This window comes from Xenorhabdus budapestensis (genome assembly GCF_002632465.1).
In the GTDB taxonomy this organism is placed as follows: Bacteria; Pseudomonadota; Gammaproteobacteria; order Enterobacterales; family Enterobacteriaceae; genus Xenorhabdus; species Xenorhabdus budapestensis.
Genome location: NZ_NIBS01000001.1, coordinates 48,687 through 67,687, shown reverse-complemented (window position 1 = coordinate 67,687; position 19,001 = coordinate 48,687). Strand labels below are relative to the sequence as shown.

16 protein-coding genes are annotated in these 19,001 nt (G+C 44.3%); 2 read left to right on the top strand and 14 right to left on the bottom strand.

Annotation, left to right across the window (positions count from 1 at the left end; all coding sequences use genetic code 11):
* Window positions 1-259 precede the first annotated feature (259 nt).
* From wecG to trxA, 14 genes are all read right to left on the bottom strand, one after another.
* The gene (gene wecG / locus Xbud_RS00390) at window positions 260-997 is read right to left on the bottom strand and encodes a lipopolysaccharide N-acetylmannosaminouronosyltransferase (RefSeq protein WP_099134213.1); all 738 of its coding nucleotides are present in this window, start codon (window positions 995-997) and stop codon (window positions 260-262) included.
* The gene (wzyE, locus tag Xbud_RS00385; protein WP_099134212.1) at window positions 984-2,399 is read right to left on the bottom strand and encodes an ECA oligosaccharide polymerase; all 1,416 of its coding nucleotides are present in this window, start codon (window positions 2,397-2,399) and stop codon (window positions 984-986) included. Before wzyE ends, wecG begins: the two co-directional genes overlap by 14 nt.
* Window positions 2,396-3,481 (bottom strand): TDP-N-acetylfucosamine:lipid II N-acetylfucosaminyltransferase, encoded by a 1,086-nt coding sequence (locus tag Xbud_RS00380; RefSeq protein WP_099134211.1) that lies wholly within the window; start codon window positions 3,479-3,481, stop codon window positions 2,396-2,398. Before Xbud_RS00380 ends, wzyE begins: the two co-directional genes overlap by 4 nt.
* The gene (wzxE, locus tag Xbud_RS00375; protein WP_099134210.1) at window positions 3,478-4,758 is read right to left on the bottom strand and encodes a lipid III flippase WzxE; all 1,281 of its coding nucleotides are present in this window, start codon (window positions 4,756-4,758) and stop codon (window positions 3,478-3,480) included. Before wzxE ends, Xbud_RS00380 begins: the two co-directional genes overlap by 4 nt.
* Entirely contained in the window at window positions 4,758-5,906 is a 1,149-nt protein-coding gene (gene rffA, locus Xbud_RS00370; RefSeq protein WP_099134209.1) for a dTDP-4-amino-4,6-dideoxygalactose transaminase, read from the bottom strand. Before rffA ends, wzxE begins: the two co-directional genes overlap by 1 nt.
* Window positions 5,893-6,669 (bottom strand): dTDP-4-amino-4,6-dideoxy-D-galactose acyltransferase, encoded by a 777-nt coding sequence (rffC, locus tag Xbud_RS00365; RefSeq protein WP_099134208.1) that lies wholly within the window; start codon window positions 6,667-6,669, stop codon window positions 5,893-5,895. The genes rffA and rffC overlap by 14 nt, the downstream gene beginning before the upstream one ends.
* Complete coding sequence (gene rfbA / locus Xbud_RS00360) at window positions 6,653-7,528, bottom strand: glucose-1-phosphate thymidylyltransferase RfbA (RefSeq protein ID WP_099134207.1); 876 nt, start codon at window positions 7,526-7,528, stop codon at window positions 6,653-6,655. Before rfbA ends, rffC begins: the two co-directional genes overlap by 17 nt.
* An 18-nt stretch (window positions 7,529-7,546) precedes the next feature.
* On the bottom strand, window positions 7,547-8,629 hold the full coding sequence (gene rffG / locus Xbud_RS00355; RefSeq protein WP_099134206.1) for a dTDP-glucose 4,6-dehydratase: 1,083 nt from the start codon (window positions 8,627-8,629) through the stop codon (window positions 7,547-7,549).
* Window positions 8,626-9,888 (bottom strand): UDP-N-acetyl-D-mannosamine dehydrogenase, encoded by a 1,263-nt coding sequence (wecC, locus tag Xbud_RS00350; protein ID WP_099134205.1) that lies wholly within the window; start codon window positions 9,886-9,888, stop codon window positions 8,626-8,628. The genes rffG and wecC overlap by 4 nt, the downstream gene beginning before the upstream one ends.
* Window positions 9,885-11,015: a non-hydrolyzing UDP-N-acetylglucosamine 2-epimerase gene (gene wecB / locus Xbud_RS00345; protein ID WP_099134204.1), complete on the bottom strand. Its 1,131-nt coding sequence runs from the start codon at window positions 11,013-11,015 to the stop codon at window positions 9,885-9,887. The genes wecC and wecB overlap by 4 nt, the downstream gene beginning before the upstream one ends.
* 173 nt (window positions 11,016-11,188) lie before the next feature.
* Window positions 11,189-12,244: an ECA polysaccharide chain length modulation protein gene (wzzE, locus tag Xbud_RS00340; RefSeq protein ID WP_099134203.1), complete on the bottom strand. Its 1,056-nt coding sequence runs from the start codon at window positions 12,242-12,244 to the stop codon at window positions 11,189-11,191.
* A 33-nt stretch (window positions 12,245-12,277) separates the two neighbouring features.
* Window positions 12,278-13,366, bottom strand: a complete 1,089-nt coding sequence (gene wecA / locus Xbud_RS00335; RefSeq protein WP_099134597.1) for a UDP-N-acetylglucosamine--undecaprenyl-phosphate N-acetylglucosaminephosphotransferase — start codon at window positions 13,364-13,366, stop codon at window positions 12,278-12,280.
* Between the two features lie 359 nt (window positions 13,367-13,725).
* Window positions 13,726-14,985, bottom strand: coding sequence for a transcription termination factor Rho (gene rho, locus Xbud_RS00330; RefSeq protein ID WP_099134202.1), 1,260 nt, complete (start codon window positions 14,983-14,985; stop codon window positions 13,726-13,728).
* A gap of 677 nt (window positions 14,986-15,662) precedes the next feature.
* Window positions 15,663-16,004, bottom strand: a complete 342-nt coding sequence (gene trxA, locus Xbud_RS00325; protein WP_099134201.1) for a thioredoxin TrxA — start codon at window positions 16,002-16,004, stop codon at window positions 15,663-15,665.
* Window positions 16,005-16,123: 119 nt separating this feature from the next.
* On the opposite strand from trxA, the gene rhlB reads away from it, so the two are divergent.
* Together rhlB and gppA are read left to right on the top strand one after the other, a co-directional pair.
* Window positions 16,124-17,407 carry an ATP-dependent RNA helicase RhlB gene (gene rhlB / locus Xbud_RS00320; protein ID WP_099134200.1) on the top strand — a complete coding sequence of 428 codons (1,284 nt, stop codon included), beginning with the start codon at window positions 16,124-16,126 and terminating at the stop codon, window positions 17,405-17,407.
* Window positions 17,408-17,449: 42 nt separating this feature from the next.
* A complete protein-coding gene (gene gppA / locus Xbud_RS00315; protein WP_099134199.1) occupies window positions 17,450-18,958 on the top strand; it encodes a guanosine-5'-triphosphate,3'-diphosphate diphosphatase in 1,509 nt (502 codons plus the stop codon).
* The last annotated feature ends 43 nt before the right edge of the window (window positions 18,959-19,001 follow it).

The following is a 19,001-nucleotide window of genomic DNA, read 5'->3' as shown; positions in this document are numbered from 1 at the left end:
AAAACTCCCTATCCATTTTTATGATGTCTATATTTGCAAATAGAAAAAATACAGGAATTGATAATCAATGGTTGTGAAGATCAGTCGTAAAAAGGCGGGGATCAAAACACGTTTTGCCCATCAGTGAAATAGAAAATTGTAAAATAGAGTCAACGGAGACGGCCAAATTACGTAGCTAGGATAAGACAACCCACCGTATCAAGCACCAATATTAAGCCATTAAGCCGGACACTATGGGTTATAACAATCAAATCGTAACTTACAGTTTACCACTGTAATAATACCCCAAAAATTTCAATAATTTGATTTGTCTGCGGATACGACTGGGCTGTGATAGCAGACGATAGAGCCATTCCAAACCTAAATTCTGCCAGATTTTCGGCGCACGTTTAACATGTCCGGTGAACACATCATACGTTCCTCCGACCCCCATATACAGTGAACCAGGATGCCCTTTTCGACAATCACGCATGAAAATCTCCTGTTTTGGCGACCCCATTGCTACTGTGACTATCTGCGCACCACTGGCACAGATTCGTCCAAATACCGCGTCACGTTCTTCAACAGTAAAATAACCATCCTGACTGCCAACAATATTGACGTTCCACTGATTGCGAAGTTTATTTACTGTCTTTGCCAGAATTTCAGGTTTTCCACCCACCAGAAATACTGGTGTACCTTCGCGCCCAGCACGTTCCATCAAAGCTTCCCATAAATCAGCTCCCGCAATGCGGGACACTTGTGCATCAGGATACTTACGCCGGATAGCACGTACAATACTGATACCATCCGCATAAAGATATTCTGCTTCATCCAGCAACATACTCAGCGCATTGTCTTTCTCCGCAGTGAGTACTTTTTCTGCGTTGATTGCCACCAATGTTCCTGTTTTTACCTGCCCATCCTGAAAAAGGTGATCAAGAAAATGGGGCATTCCACGAAATCCCCACAGGCTGAGTCCACGGATACGATATTTAGGAATGTTATTCATCGCCATTTTTTCTCCTTACACCCACCATAACAGGTGTTTTTTGTGATGCAGACAAATTATTGATGACAAATTTTCGGACAACGCCTGCACTATCGAACAACCAATACAGCAATTTCGCGGCTATCAGGCACAGGCCAAAAACGATACCAAAGAACACAACACGGGAGACAAAAGAATCTACACCTTCACGGGCAAGGACTATCATGTTAAAAATCGCCCCAAAGCAGAATGCCTGTAAAATGGCTGCTTTATAACGGTTTGTTTCCTGTTTTCCTGCTTCATAGATCCAGTCAAACCACTTGATAATCATACCAACGGCAACTGCACCAAGCGGTATAAAGAATACCCCGCCCATGACGACCAATGAACCGATTAAGGTAGGAGAAATCGCCAGACCAGAGTGGTTATCCAGAACATCCCACGTAAAGTAATTGGCTGTGTTCCAGACCAAATTAGGTCTGTCCGGCCAAACCCAGCCTGGAATAAAGACATAGAAGTCACGGATAATCGGTGCCAATCCCTGAAAATCAATTTTATGATAGTTATCCAGCAACAGAGCCAAATTCTCCCACGGAGAAAAAGTATCCCTGGTAAGGTACAGGAAGGTATAAAAAGCTTCTGCACCACTCACATCAAGGCTATAGCGCTTCAATGCCAGCCAGAACATACCAACGATCCCCATGACTCCCGCCACAAGCAACATCCACAGCGTAATCCAGCCCCGGACAATCCCAATAAACAAGAACAACGCAAACGCAATAATAATATTGGCCCGTGTTCCTCCGACAATGACATAAGTCAGAATACCGAACCCAACCGTTCCCACTAAAAAACACAGCCAGCGAACCTTAGTCGGTTTCAGGAAAAACACCACCAGCACGGCAGGAATAAAGAAATAGAAAAAGCGCTTAAGTGCTACCCCGGAAACTTGACTGGAAAATATCTGGCTATAGGACTGTAGTTTAAACAACAGAAAACCATTTTGTAGGAAGAAAGAGCCAACAGTAAAGATCGCAATACCTGCCAACAGCAGCCAGGTCAGGTTGGTTTCTACCCGATTCATGGTGAACAAAGGCTTACGAGATACAACATTATTGGATGCTGTATCATTGTCAGGAATCCGATACCTGAGCCGTATTTTATAACTGACAAAATAAATGGCATAAAAACAGCCCGACGCCAGCATCGCATGTAGCAATGAATCTACCGACACTACTTGTACATCAAACTGAAAAACCAATATGCTCGTCAGTGGAAAACCAAAATAAAATGTCAGTAAATAAAGTAATGAGAAAAAGATATTGAAGTTAAACCGAACACGTCGAAACTCCTGATACATCAATGTAAGAATGAAGATCAACGAGATGGTGTAAACAACAAATAACCCACCGAATTGCGCCAAAGTCATTGAAACTCTCCAGATGCTTCCAACAGGGCAATTTTCCACCCTTCTACAAATTTAGGATCAAAAAAGGCTATCGCCTTTTTATCAAGAGACAGCATCTGACGCTGTGCTTCCTGCACCCAGTGCTTATTCAGCTTATCACCATCAAACAGAACGGGGATTTGCTGCTCGGTTAAGTCTTGCCAGAATGGATTCTGACGACTCAAAACAAATGGAATACCTGACTGAATCAACTGGCAAAGAGTTCCTATCCCCTGCTGGCGCTTAAAAATGAAATAGCCCAAATCGCATTGACGCAGCAATGACAAATAATCGTCAAAAGCCAGTTTTGTTTTCAATATCCAGATATTCTCAGCCCGGAACAACGATAATGCAGTTCGTTCTACATGTTGGATATAGGCTTGATTATTATCAGGGTAACCCATTGGCAGAATGAGACGGGCTTCTGTGCCAAATTGACGATGAATTTTGTGCAATGCTTCAATATGACGATTGGATTTATCTCCTGAATTTCCCAACAGAATAGTGACCCCTTCAGATGAAAAGGATTTTTCCTTCACCACCAGCGAAGGTGCCATACGCGTTGGAAAATACAGCAGTGAAGCCGGTACATTAGGGTTGAACGCTGCGAAATGATTGAGATCGCCACGTGTAGCAAACACCTTTCCTATCCGTTTCTGCGCTAAACGGCGTAACAGATAGAACAGACGAAATTTAAGCTGACGGGAATCCTCATACAGATCGGCTCCCCATACATGCCACCAGAATTGATGACTTTTGATTTTTCCAATCAATAAAGCTATCCACAATCCTGTATTGAACTGTCCATGAAAAAAGAAACGTCTGGCTCTGTCTTCTTGCGCCTGTGCTATTACGGCCTTCGACAGTGCCGCTTTACTCTCATAAACAGAGATGGTTAAAGCAGGATAATTCTCTGTTATCCATGAATGCTCTTGCGCCACCACCATAAAACACGGTTTGGCTGGAGAATTTATTTCCTGTGCCAAGACGTCATTAAAAAAACGCAGTAGCGTTTGATTGTGATGTGGGATATCCGATCCCAAAACGTGGATTAAGGTTGTCATGCTCGTCCGCGATAAATAATAAATACGCTACAACAAAGAATAAAATAAACAATATAAGTAGCCATATATGACTGAGCTGCTCCCAGCGCCCCATTAACGGGGATCAGCCAATGCGAAAAACTGGTCAACAATAGAAATTGACTGATTTCAGCCAATAGATAAAAACGCAGTGCTGCTTTCGCTATCACCAGATAACCAAAAACATAAGCACCAACTTTCAGAACATCACCTACCAATTGCCATGCAAATAGTTCCCGCATTGCGGTAAATTTATCAGAAAACAGTAACCAAATAACAAAATCACGCAATAACCAGACTGAAAAGCTAGCAACTGCTACGGCCGGTAAGACAAATTTCAACGCTTTCACTATCTCACTGGCAATCTCGTTTTTATTTTCCAATCGGGAAAGGGTCGGCAGTAGATAAACCGTGAAAGAAGCCGTGATAAATTGTAAATAAGCATCTGAAATACTGCTCACTCCCTGCCAGATACCAACCTCTTCCCAGCTATAACGCTCTGCCATCAAATTTCGCATCATGATGTAGGCAACTGGCAGTGTGATGGAGGTCAATAACGCCATCAGAGTGAACTTCCCCAAATGGCTGGCAATCGCAGGATCCCAGAGAGGTTTCAATATCGAAAACGCAATAACTTTACGACGCAGAAGAATAACCACTGCCGGCAACACTACCAAAGCAGGCACTAAAGCCAACCCTATCAGAGCGCCTTCATACCCCCCTAACCAATAGCAAAGGCTATAGACAATCACACCGACTAGACTACCCAATATTATCGCCAGTGCGTTTCCCTGAGCATCGCGAAATCCCTTCAAAATAGCCAGAAAATAGTTGGCATAAGCGATTCCCATTTGAATAAATGCGAGCGCCTGCACAACCATTTTGTAATGGTTATGACCAAACAAACTGATACTGATGGTGTCGCTGAATAAGAGTAAAACTATCGCCAGCAGGGTAGAAAACCCCAAAATAATTGAGGATGATGTTCCCAATACTGCTCTGAGCTTTTCCGGTTGCTGATGGTGTTCTACAACATGCTGTTCTACAACATGGTGTTCCGCAACATATTTGGTAACACCGTTAAAGATCCCCGCACCAGACAGTACACCCAGAACAGTAATGAGTTGGCGGAAATTGCCCGCCTGCCCCACGCCTGTCGGGCCAAAGGAGACGGCCAGAAGTTTTACGACCAGCAACCCGACGCCAATCTTGATTAGTGTAGAGCCAGCCGTCCAGACTGAGGCTTTGGCAAGTGACATCAGGCAAAAAATTCCTTAATGCGGCTGATGACCATCTGCTGCTCTTCATCAGTAATATTGTAAAACATCGGCAAACGCACCAGACGTTCACTTTCGCTGGTGGTAAAGCGGTCTTCACCGTGAAAATGACCACATTTCTCACCGGCTGGGCTGGTGTGCAACGCTACATAGTGGAACACTGTCAAAATATCAGCCGCTTTCATATGGCTATTAAACTCGCTACGCTCTTCTACATCTTTCAGTTTGATATAGAACATATGCGCATTGTGCTCTACATTTTCTGGCACAATCGGCAGAGTTAAAAGCCCCTTCTCAGCCAATGGTTTCAAGGCCTGATAGTAGTTATCCCATAAGGTCAGACGGCGCTGATTGATTTCCTCAGCAACTTCCAACTGCGCCCACAGGAAAGCGGCTTGTAAATCGGACAGCAGATAACTGGAGCCAATATCACGCCATGTGTATTTATCCACTTGTCCACGGAAGAACTGCGTACGGTTAGTCCCTTTTTCACGAATAATCTCCGCGCGGGAGAACATGGATTTATCGTTGATCAGTATTGCCCCACCTTCACCTCCGGAAGAGTAATTTTTGGTCTCATGAAAGCTGAAACAGCCAATATGGCCAATGGTTCCCAACGCGCGGCCTTTGTAAGTGGACATTACACCCTGTGCAGCATCTTCCACGACATACAGATTGTATTTTTCCGCCAGTGCCAAGATAGTATCCATTTCACACGCTACCCCTGCATAATGCACTGGCACGATAGCACGGGTTTTATCTGTGATAGCAGCTTCAATCTTGGTTTCGTCAATATTCATCGTATCCGAACGGATATCCACGAAAACAATTGTCGCTCCACGCAGCACAAACGCATTGGAAGTCGAAACGAACGTGTAACTGGGCATGATAACTTCATCACCCGGCTGGATATTCAGCAGTATTGCCGCCATTTCTAATGCAGCGGTACAAGAGGGTGTCAGCAGCATTTTTGAACTATGAAGAGCGTTTGAATAATTAAAACGCTTTTCCATCCACTCTTCACAACGCTTGGTAAAACTGCCATCACCACACAATTTTCCACTGGTCATCGCCTGTTGCATATATTTCAGTTCAGTGCCGACTACCGGTGGTTTGTTAAATGGAATCATTTCGTCCTCTGTATAACCAATATGCGGTGCTTTCGATTGTCGCACCACTACGTGTATAAAGGCGCAAGGCCGTGATATTGCTGATTTGTGTTGCAATTCTCAACCGTTGTATCCTATGGCCATGACACCACTGCTGCGCCGCCGACATCAACTTCTTTCCAATTCCCTGGTGATGCTTTCCTGGTAATGCTGCCAGTAAACCTATTCGTGCTTCATGGCAACCGATGTTTCTCATGGTGACAAAGCCGGCAAGCCCACCACACTGATCATTGACGAGCAAACATTCGTGATCAAAGGTTCCCAGAACCGCGTTTTCAACCCAAGTCGCGTAAAAACGGCCACTGTCATCCGGTTGATACCAAGGGGCACGGAAGCGGCTGGTTGCGAACACACGGGTCGCTGCAGCTTTCAATACCGGAATATCCGGTGGCGTTGCGATTATCAATGCCTGGTATTTATCACATTCTTCTGAACTGGTAGGTAACGAACTGACAGATGATGAATTAACAGACAACAGTAAATCCGCTTCGCCTTCCACCAGAGAGAAGTCCAGAGCAGATAACTGATCAACCAAATAGAGTTGTTGCGCAGGAACTTTCGCCTGCACCAAAGCATATTCATCCAACTGAGTTGTTGTTATCCGTCCCTTAGTAGAAGAAAACTCCGATACAAAATTTAGACGGGCAGTAGATAAGCCAAAAAACTGACTATCCCATACCAAAGGCTCAATATCAGCGTGAACAGGTTCAACGTGAATAGACATGGAGTAAATCCAGCAAATATTGACCGTAACCTGTTTTTGCCAGCTCTGTCGCAGAGGCTCTTACCTGTTCCTCATCCATCCATCCATTGCGCCATGCGATCTCTTCCAGACAAGCTATTTTGAAACCTTGCCGTTTTTCGACAGTCTGAACAAACATACTGGCCTCGATCAGACTGTCATGCGTGCCAGTATCCAACCAGGCAAACCCACGTCCCAGCAGTTCAACATTTAGCTCTCCGCACTCCAAATACATCTGATTAATGCTGGTAATTTCCAGTTCACCACGGTCGGAAGGTTTCACCTGTTTAGCAAAATCCACGACTTTGTTGTCATAAAAATAGAGTCCGGTTACTGCCCAATTTGATTTTGGCTGCGCTGGCTTTTCTTCAATGGAAAGTACACGGTACTGCTCATCAAATTCCACAACCCCAAACCGTTCAGGATCCATAACCTGATAACCGAATACTGTTGCTCCGTGCCCGCGAGCCACAACACTTTGCAATTTCGGACTGAATGCTTGACCAAAATAGATATTGTCACCAAGTACCAGACAACAGGCATCATCGCCAATAAACTCCTCGCCGATCAGAAATGCCTGTGCCAAACCATCCGGTGAAGGTTGTACTACATAACTCAGGTGAATACCAAAACGATCACCATCACCCAATAACCGTTTGAAGGCAGGCAGATCTTCCGCAGTAGAAATAATCAGGATGTCGCGTATCCCTGCCAGCATCAAGACTGACAACGGATAGTAGATCATTGGCTTATCATAAATAGGCAGTAACTGCTTTGATACACCGCGTGTTATTGGATAGAGACGAGTACCAGAGCCACCTGCCAGTATAATGCCTTTCATGCTGTCCCCCAGGCGGGTTTATTCATTCCCGCAGTGATCAACCAAACCAAGACGCTCTCCTGCATAAGAGCCGTCCTGAACGCTACGCCACCAACTCTCATTTTCCAGATACCACTGCACCGTTTTACGAATGCCGGACTCAAATGTCTCCTGTGGTGTCCACCCCAATTCACGCTCAATTTTCGCTGCATCAATGGCATAACGCATATCATGCCCCGGACGGTCAGTGACATAGGTGATAAGCTCACGATAACAGGCAACACCCATTGGCTTTTCCGGACGCAACTCTTCCAGTAATTCGCAGATAGTTTTCACTACATCAATATTCCGGCGCTCATTGTGGCCGCCAATATTATAGGTTTCACCAGGTCTTGCCTTGGTAACCACCAGATGTAGTGCCCGTGCATGATCTTCTACATACAGCCAGTCACGGATCTGCTCTCCTTTACCGTAAACGGGCAAAGGTTTACCTGCCAGCGCATTCAGGATCATCAGAGGGATCAGTTTTTCCGGGAAATGGTAAGGCCCATAGTTATTCGAACAGTTAGTGATCACTGTCGGTAAACCATAGGTACGACGCCACGCTCTGACCAGATGATCACTGGATGCTTTCGATGCAGAATAAGGGCTGCTCGGTGCATAAGGTGTCGTTTCTGTGAAAAAGCCCTCATCACCATGCAAATCACCATATACTTCATCGGTTGAAATATGGTGAAAACGAAATGCAGCCTGCTTATCCTGATCCAATTGTTGCCAGAACGCTCGAGCAGCTTCTAATAAGGTATAAGTTCCAATAATATTGGTTTCGATAAAAGCCGCAGGCCCATCAATGGAGCGATCAACATGACTTTCTGCCGCCAGATGCATCACTGCATCAGGTTGGTATTGCTGAAAGATACAATCTAAAGCTTCGCGATGACGGATATCCACCCGCTCAAACACACAACGAGGATGTCCGGCAACCGGAGCCAATGACTCAAGATTGCCAGCATAAGTTAGGCTATCAACAACAACGACGCTGTCTTCAGTGTGATTAATAATATGGCGAACCACCGCTGAGCCGATAAAGCCTGCACCACCAGTAATCAGAATACGTTTCAACGCCAAACTCCTTTGGTATCAACAACCCATTTTTGTTTTATTTGATTGCCATTAATGGACTTAAATTGGCTGTGATCCACCAGCATTAACACAACGTCGGCCTCTTCCAGTGCCTGTTGCAAATCTACCAGTTCCACGACACCCTCCAGTGAATGAGGCAGTTTATGGATATTCGGCTCAACTGCGAAGGTGGTGCCGGCATGCCACTGTGCGACCATTTTGGTGATATGAACTGCCGGGCTTTCCCGTAAATCATCAATATTTGATTTAAATGCCAGACCAAAACAGGCGATTTTAATTTCACTTGCCCGTTTGCCACTTTCAACTAAACAGTCCGCCACCGCAGCTTTCACTTGATCAACGACCCAAAGTGGCTTGCCATCATTCACAAGGCGGGCAGTGTGAATCAAACGGGATTGTGCAGGATTCTGTGACACAATAAACCACGGATCTACAGCGATGCAGTGTCCACCAACCCCTGGGCCCGGTTGCAGAATATTAACGCGAGGATGCCGATTTGCCAGACTGATTAATTCCCAGACATTAATCCCCTGCTCAGCACAGATAAGCGAGAGTTCATTAGCAAATGCGATGTTGACATCCCGAAAGCTGTTCTCTGTCAGCTTACACATTTCCGCAGTTCTGGCATTGGTGACAACACATTCGCCTTCAAGGAAAATTTTATACAATTCGCTTGCTCTGGAAGACGATTTTGGTGTCATGCCTCCCACAACGCGATCATTTTTGATCAGCTCCACCATGACCTGCCCCGGCAGTACCCGCTCAGGGCAATATGCGATATCAATATCTGAATTTTCCCCTGCCTGCTGTGGAAACGAAAGATCAGGGCGAACTTCTGCCAGCCACTCTGCCATCTGCTCAGTCGCGCCAACAGGCGATGTTGATTCCAGAATAATCAAATTCCCTTTTTTCAAAACCGGAGCAAGAGATTCTGCCGCCGCGCGAACATAAGCTATATCAGGCTCGTGAGCTCCCTTAAAAGGCGTGGGAACCGCAATTAAAAATGCATCGGCGGGTTGGGGGGAAGACACTGCTTTCAGATAGCCATCTTCAACAGCGGTTTTGACTACTTTATCCAAATCAGGTTCAACAATATGGATCTTTCCACGATTAATCGTCTCCACTGCATGTTGATTAACATCAACACCAATAACCGTTTTCTGACGAGACGCAAATGCTGCTGCAGTAGGTAAGCCAATATAACCAAGACCGATAACAGAAATTGTTTCAAAGCTCATAATGTCACCTGATTTTTCTTCAATACTTCCAGAATTCGCTGGCAAGCCTTACCATCACCGTAAGGGTTATGGGCTCGGCTCATCTGTTGATAGGCAGAGTCATCCGTCAACAAACGTGTGACTTCATCAACGATAGTTTGGGTTTTTGTTCCTACCAACCGCACTGTGCCAGCATCAATTGCCTCTGGTCGCTCTGTGGTATTACGCATGACCAGAACGGGTTTTCCAAGTGAAGGGGCTTCTTCCTGGATCCCGCCTGAGTCGGTGAGGATCAGGTAGGCATGATCCATCAAATAGACAAATGGCAGATAGTCTTGTGGATTGATAAGAATAACATTATCAATATCATGCAGAATGCGTTTTACCGGCTCACACACATTAGGATTCAGGTGAACAGGATAAACGACCTGTACATCAGGGTGCATTCTGGCAATTTGCGCTAACGCTTCACAAATCCGCTCAAACCCACCACCAAAATTCTCACGGCGATGGCCTGTCACCAGGATCATTTTCTTATTGGGATCAATAAAGGGGTAAAGCTCAGCAAATTGTTCACTCAACACTTCATCATTCATAATGCGGTCACGCACCCAGAGCAAAGCATCAATGACCGTATTTCCCGTGACAAAAATAGTGTTATCTGCAATTGATTCTTGCAAGAGATTGTTACGAGAGTTTTCCGTCGGCGCGAAATGGTATGTTGCCAGATGACCAGCAATCTTACGATTGGCCTCTTCCGGCCACGGAGAGTACAAATCGCCAGTTCTCAATCCGGCTTCAACATGACCTACCGGAATACGTTGGTAAAAAGCTGCCAGACTAGTTGCCATTGTCGTTGTCGTATCACCATGCACCAGCACCACATCTGGCTTGAACTCACTTAATACAGGCTTCATGGATTCAAGTATCCGGCAGGTAATATCCGTGAGATCCTGCCCTTGTTTCATAATATTGAGATCAAAATCCGGCTTAACCCCAAATAAGTGCAGTACTTGATCTAACATTTCCCTATGCTGTGCAGTGACACAAACTTTTGCCTCAAAAGCATTATCCCTGGTCAAAGCATGTACCAATGGTGCCATTTTGATGGCTTCCGGGCGAGTACCAAACACAGTCAACACTTTCACAGTGGCTCTCTTATTTTGTCAATCAATTGCTGGTAATTCCACAAAGGGATATTTGTTGCAATTACTTTCATCCCGCTTCCAATGTATGTGTATACAAAATACAGACTATCTGAAACAGTCATTCATTTGTTCTTGCGATAAATGAAATTTATATAGTTATTATTTACATAAAATTATGTACGCGAACGCCTCGCTAATGCGATTCCAGCACCAACCAACATACCGATGGCTCCCCACAGAATCATCATAAATCCACGGCGAGGACTGTCTCTGTTGACAGGTTCTTCAGGTGTTCTGAGATAACGGTAGGTCTGAAAAATATTCTGCAAAGTAGGACCAACATTTAATGTCGCCAACATTGCTATATTTTGATCATAATCAATGCTGTAATTGGGACCTGTAGCTTGCAAAGTTTCGATCTGGGCTTGCAGCAATGGTACTCCTAGCATGAACATTTTGGATTCAGGCAGTTCATCAAGAGGGATGTTTGTCTGATTACGCTGAATGCCCTGTTTCTCAGCAACCTTCAATGATTGCTGCAAGACATTCAACTCACGGTTATACATTGCCTTGGCCACCATTTCTTGTCGTTTGACCAACGCCTTCATTGATTGAGTACGTGTAGCCCATGCACCTTTAATTTCATTGTTCAGGTAGGTGCTTGCGCGTTGATTAGCAAAAGCAATATATTCCCGCAGCAGCCGGTTGGCATCTATTGCTGTTTCTGCCGTTAATTTAATGTGTTCATTCTGCACATTTTTCTCATTACGGCGTGTCACCTGAATATTGTTGATCAATTCTTCCAGTAACACGGCATCCGCTTTACTATTGCCATCTCGGCGCTGTTTGTAATAATTGGAATGAAGCCAGAATTCACGACGGGTATCATATGCCTCGACTTGCGTCATGAACTCGTTATATGCACCGTCGGGAATAGTCGGTAACTGAGCTTCCGGCGAAGCATTAATGTGTGTATCTAAATTGCGCAGAAATTGCTGTTGTGAATAGTAGCTCCCCAGATTATTCGTCGTCGGTAAATCTACAATAGCGGTTGCGCTCCATTTTTGCTGCATCAGATACGATGCAGCCAGAGCGACAGCAGCGAAAATAATTGCCAGTGCGATAATCCATATCTTTCCACGCCACAGAGCATAACATAGTGCACGAATATCCAGTTCATGCTCTATAGCCGCCTGACCCTGATTAGATTTCGTTTCTGAGTTTTTCACTGCGCCAAACCTCTTTGATAAGCCGATTATTTTTTAATGATGGCTTGCAACCCGACGCATCCGACGTTTACACCGTTTGATAAAACGAGCAACTCGCCATGCTCTTTTGATGCAATAACCATACAATATAAATGTAAGCAAAAATAATACCAACATTACCCATTCAGGCACAAAACTTAACCGTTCACCCATAATGCCCACTCCGGCTAACAAAGCTGCCGCCACGGTAATTAAGACGAATGCCTGACGGGAAGTAAAACCTGCACGCATGATCAAGTGATGAATATGCTGACGATCCGGGGAAAATGGACTCATGCCCTTACGCAATCGGCGGTACATAATCGCAACCATATCCATCAATGGGATAGCAATGATCCATAATGCTGTCACAGGGTCAATAGAACGATTTTCCCCTTGAGTCACCTCAGTCAACAGCCAGATGATGGTGAAACCAATCAATGTACTTCCGGCGTCCCCCATAAAGACTTTGAAACGTTTACCAAGCAGGCCCAGATTGAGAAAAATATAAGGCAATATTCCAGCTATAAACGCAAAGCACCAAAATGCCAATGCAGTATTGCCGCTTTCATAAAGCAAAATACCTAATGCACCGAAAGAGACGCAAGACAATCCTCCCAGTAAACCATCAATGCCATCCATCATGTTAAAAGCATTAATGGCAGCCCAGACCGCAAACAGAGTAACCACATAGCTAAATGGGCCCAGAGTCATTTCCCACGGACCAAAAGTATTACCCAAACTTTCAAGCTTCAGACCAGCAAAGTACATCATACTAATGCCGACCAAAGCCTGAATTGTTGCGCGAATTTTTACACTGATATCAAAACGATCGTCCAGTGCTCCAATAAAAACCAATGTTCCTGCACAAGCTAGATACAACCACTTATGTGGTATAAACTCTTTTGTTATAACAAAAGCAAAACAGATACTAACAAAAACTGATATACCTCCTACCAGAGGAATTAATCCATGATGGCGTTTGCGGTAATTCGGTTTATCAACAAGACCAATCTTTTTTGCTACCTTCCTTGCTATAAACAAAAAAATTAATGAAAATATAAAGATGCAAAAAACTTCGGCGCTCATGCTGGGAATATTCACAATAACAACTCTCTGTAAAAAATAATAATGATGGGTCATCTATTATTCATTGACTTATGGAGGTTCCATTTAATATCGAATCCATAAGTTCCCTGTTCAAGAAGACATCCTACTGTGTATAAATACAAATCAAATAGATAATGCAGATTTTAGATCGTGATTAATAATTATTTATGGAACATTTGTAAAGCCTGTGTTCAATAAATATTCGCTTAATCAAACAAAAAGCATGCAAAATATGTACCATTTCAACGTATAAATTAACATACCTATAAAAAACGCCACAAAAAGTGGCGTTTTGAAGAAGTGATCGCTTAACTATTTTTTGTATATGGAGTGCGCGAATTTTTGTTTACAGACTACGAACGTTTCATAAAGTCGAAGAATTCTTCGTTTGTTTTTGTCATAGCCAGTTTGTTGATAAGGAATTCCATTGCATCAATTTCACCCATCGGATGAATGATTTTGCGCAATATCCACATTTTCTGTAATTCATCTTGCGCAGTGAGCAACTCTTCTTTACGTGTACCAGAGCGATTATAGTCGATAGCAGGGAAAACACGTTTTTCCGCAATCTTACGGGACAGGTGCAACTCCATGTTACCTGTACCTTTAAATTCTTCGTAAATAACCTCATCCATCTTAGACCCGGTATCAACCAAGGCTGTCGCGATAATGGTCAAGCTACCACCTTCCTCAACATTACGTGCCGCACCGAAGAAGCGTTTGGGACGATGCAATGCGTTTGCATCCACACCACCAGTCAATACCTTACCAGAAGCAGGAACAACGGTGTTATAGGCACGAGCCAGGCGGGTTATGGAATCTAACAGGATAATAACGTCTTTTTTGTGTTCAACCAGACGTTTTGCTTTTTCGATCACCATTTCAGCCACTTGAACGTGGCGGGAAGCCGGCTCATCAAAAGTAGAAGCGATAACTTCACCTTTTACCAGACGCTGCATTTCAGTGACTTCTTCCGGACGTTCATCGATCAGCAACACCATCAACACACAATCTGGATAATTATGGGCAATATTAGCTGCGATGTTTTGCAGCAGCATAGTCTTACCCGCTTTTGGTGGAGCAACAATCAAACCACGCTGACCACGACCAATAGGCGCCGCCAGATCCAGAACTCGAGCAGTCAAATCTTCAGTAGAACCATTACCACGCTCCATACGTAAACGGCTGTTAGCATGGAGGGGAGTCAAGTTCTCAAACAGGATTTTACTACGGGCATTTTCAGGTTTATCAAAGTTAACTTCATTAACTTTCAGCAGAGCAAAATAACGTTCACCTTCTTTCGGTGGGCGGATTTTACCTGAAATGGTGTCACCGGTACGGAGATTAAAACGGCGGATTTGACTAGGAGAAACGTAGATATCATCGGGACCTGCAAGGTAGGAGCTGTCTGCTGAGCGGAGGAAACCGAATCCATCCTGCAATATCTCCAGCACACCATCTCCGAAAATATCTTCTCCACTCTTCGCATGCTGTTTGAGGATAGAGAAGATAATGTCTTGTTTGCGCATACGAGCCAGGTTTTCCAGCCCCATATTTTCGCCGAGAGAGATCAACTCTGATACCGGCGTATTCTTTAATTCGGTAAGATTCATAATGGTGGGTTCTTTAACTCGGGGTATATCTCGAACTATGAACGTGAATGGTATGGCAGCGTTATCGGTGCCTGTTTATTTGTACCCAAAACAAATACAACCTTTTAACATATTAATTTATATTACAAGGCAATAGTCTGAAGTACTCTAATTGATTTCAAAATAAGGCTAACAAACTGTTAAAACATAACTGAGATGACAATAACGAAATGTGATTAATCTCAATACAAGAGCTATCTCAGTGTAAATACTGTTTCAGCACATACTGTTTAACAAATATTGTCTTAGTAAACATTATCTCAGCAAAAGGAGGCTTCGACATAAAACGCCCAGTACGAAAACATCATCGGAATGTTTAGCATAAAAACGTCTTCAGCACCAAGCTATATACTGAATGGCTCACTATATATGCTTTCAGATACTTTACTAAATACGATATGCTATCAGATATTTCAAGGTGATCCAGAGATAACAGATTTATCAGACACTATAGATTGTTTAGTATGTAACATGCCTGCTGTCAATTCTTCATATAAGTTATGAAAATCTTTCTAACGCATGTTTCATATAAGCACGTGGCAGCTAACTTACCATGCTTCGTTGCGGACGTCTAGCTGTCAATAAGATAAATCACTCTATCTGCTAAACGCCCATAATTACTGTGAGCTAACTCTAAATTAGAGGTGTGGTTTCAAAAATTCTTTCAATTGAGTTTTTGACAAAGCTCCCACTTTCACCGCAACTTTTTCGCCATCTTTGAACAAAATCATCGTCGGAATACCACGAATGCCGAATTTCGGCGCAGTTTTGGTATGATCATCAACGTTTAATTTAGCAACGATTAGTTTACCTGTGTACTCAACAGCGATTTCATCCAGAATAGGCGCAACCATTTTACAAGGGCCACACCATTCGGCCCAAAAATCAACCAGAACGACACCTTCCAATTTTAGCTTATCTTCATTAAAGTCACTGTCAGCCAGATGAATAACCCCAGCATTCACAATCTTTTCACTCATTATTTGGACTCCAAAGTAAAATCTTTTACGTTATCAGTGTACATTAACCAATATAAGGTGTCTTTATTTCAGCGGACACACTTTCTTAAAGCAATAGTTAGCTGATATTCTACCACACTATGAGCAAAACACATTTGACAGAAAAGAAGTTTTCCGACTTCGCATTGCACCCCAAGGTCATTGAAGCCCTTAATAAAAAGGGTTTTTCCAACTGTACACCGATACAGGCGCTAACATTGCCTTTTACTGTCGAAGGCCAAGATGTTGCGGGGCAAGCACAAACCGGAACGGGCAAGACGCTCGCATTTCTGGCGTCTACTTTTCATTATTTACTGACTCATCCCGCCAAGGCGGAGCATAAAACCAATCAACCAAGAGCGTTGATTATGGCTCCGACCCGTGAGCTGGCCGTCCAGATCTACTCTGACGCAGAAGAGCTAGCTGAAGTCACAGGGTTAAAAATGGGTCTGGCCTATGGTGGAGATGGCTATGATAAACAGCTAAAGGTGCTGGAATCTGGCGTTGATATCATCATTGGCACAACGGGTCGTCTTATTGATTACGCCAAGCAGGGGTATATCAATTTCAACGCCATTCAGGTTATCGTACTGGATGAAGCCGACCGCATGTACGATCTCGGTTTTATCAAAGATATCCGTTGGTTATTCCGTCGGATGCCTGTTGCAACTGAACGCATGAATCTGCTGTTTTCCGCCACCTTGTCTTATCGGGTGCGTGAACTGGCCTTTGAACAGATGAACAATCCTAAATATGTGGAAGTGGAACCATTACAAAAAACGGGACACCGCATCCGGGAAGAACTTTTTTATCCTTCCAATGAAGAAAAAATGCGTCTGCTACAGACCTTATTGGAAGAAGAGTGGCCCGACCGCTGCATTATTTTCGCGAATACCAAACACCGCTGCGAAGATATCTGGGCTCATCTGGCTGCCGATGGACATCGTGTCGGTCTGCTGACCGGTGATGTAGCACAGAAAAAACGCCTGCGCATATTGGAAGAATTCAGTCTGGGCAATCTGGATATTTTGGTCGCCACCGATGTTGCTGCACGTGGGCTGCATATCCCTTCCGTAACACACGTGTTTAACTATGATTTGCCGGATGATTGTGAAGATTACGTTCATCGTATCGGCCGAACGGGCCGTGCCGGCGAAAGCGGCCATTCAATCAGTCTGGCCTGTGAAGAATATGCGCTGAATCTGCCAGCCATTGAAGAATATATCCGGCATCAGATCCCTGTGAGCAAATATAACAGCGATACATTACTGAAAGATTTACCAGTGCCTAAACGCCGCAACCGCGCACGTTCAGGAGGACATCCGCGCCGTACCAATATGACGCGCCGTGGTAATACTGTTCATAATCGTAAACGCAATTCGTAACCGTAATGTTCAGGCTGATTAACATAATTCTGGAATAACAAAATGCTGAGTTCTTCTTCGCTCTATGCCGCTATCGATTTAGGCTCAAACAGTTTTCATATGCTGGTTGTCCGCAGAGTGTCCGATAGTATTCAAGTGGTCGCCCGCATCAAGCGTAAAGTCAGGCTGGCCGCTGGGTTGGATAAAAATCACCATTTATCACAACAGGCAATGGAGCGGGGATGGCAATGCCTTCGCCTTTTTGCAGAATATTTGCAGGATATCCCTGCTCCACAGATCCGCGTTGTTGCTACAGCAACATTGCGACTTGCCGAAAATTCCGATGAATTTGTTGGCAAAGCCTCTGAAATATTAGGCACTCCGACCAAAGTCATCAAAGGTGAAGAAGAAGCTCGGCTGATTTATCAAGGCGTTGCCCACACTACAGGCGGGCCGGAAAAACGTCTGGTGGTGGATATTGGTGGTGGCAGTACAGAACTTGTTACAGGTACTGGTGCAAAAGCTACACAGTTATTCAGCCTTGAAATGGGCTGTGTTACCTGGCTCGAACGCTATTTTAATGATCGTAGTCTGACGGAAGAAAACTTTGCTAAAGCGGAAACGGCTGCTCACCATATTCTTGCTCCGGTTACCACAGCACTTCTGGAACAAGGTTGGCAGATTTGTGTCGGAGCATCGGGTACAGTGCAGGCTCTTCAGGAGATCATGATTGCCCAGGGTATGGATGAGCTTATCACCCTGTCCAAATTGCAACAGCTTAAATCTAAGGCGATTGAATGCAGAAAACTGGAAGAGCTGGAGATAGATGGCCTGACACTAGAGCGGGCATTGGTTTTTCCAAGCGGTTTGGCAATCCTGATTGCTATCTTTCAGGCATTGAGTATCGAAAGTATGACTCTGGCAGGAGGGGCGCTGCGTGAGGGGCTGGTTTATGGCATGCTGGAGCTATCTGTCGAACGGGACATCCGTGCCAGAACCTTGCAAGATATTCAACAACGCTTTCAGGTTGATGCTGAACAAGCACAAAGAGTCAGACAGCTGGCAGAGCATTTTTTTCAACAAGTCGCTAAAACGTGGGAATTGGATGAGCGATGTCGGGAACTGTTGATCAGCGCTTGTTTGCTCCATGAAATCGGCTTATGTGTCGATTTTCGCCAAGGGCCAACCCATTCTGCTTATTTGATCAGCCACTTAGATCTACCCGGCTATACTCCTGCTCAAAAACGCTTACTGGCAACATTGTTGAAAAATCAAAGTGGATCAATCAATCTGACATCATTAAGTCAGCAAAATGCGTTACCAGCATTACTGGCGCTGCGGTTATGCCGTTTACTGCGCCTTGCCATTATATTTGCCAGCCATCGGCGGAATGATTCTTTAGTAACTCTGCATTTGCGGGCAGAAAATGACGTACTTACCATTACTCTCCCTCATCAATGGCAAACACGACACCCACTCAGTGCTGAAACATTACATCAAGAAATCAAGTGGCAAAGTTACATTCAATGGCCGCTAATTATTGAAGAGCAGAATAATTCCAGTTTGGGATAATTGTGCATTCTAATAACTCTTAACTTACAAGAAAAAACGAAGG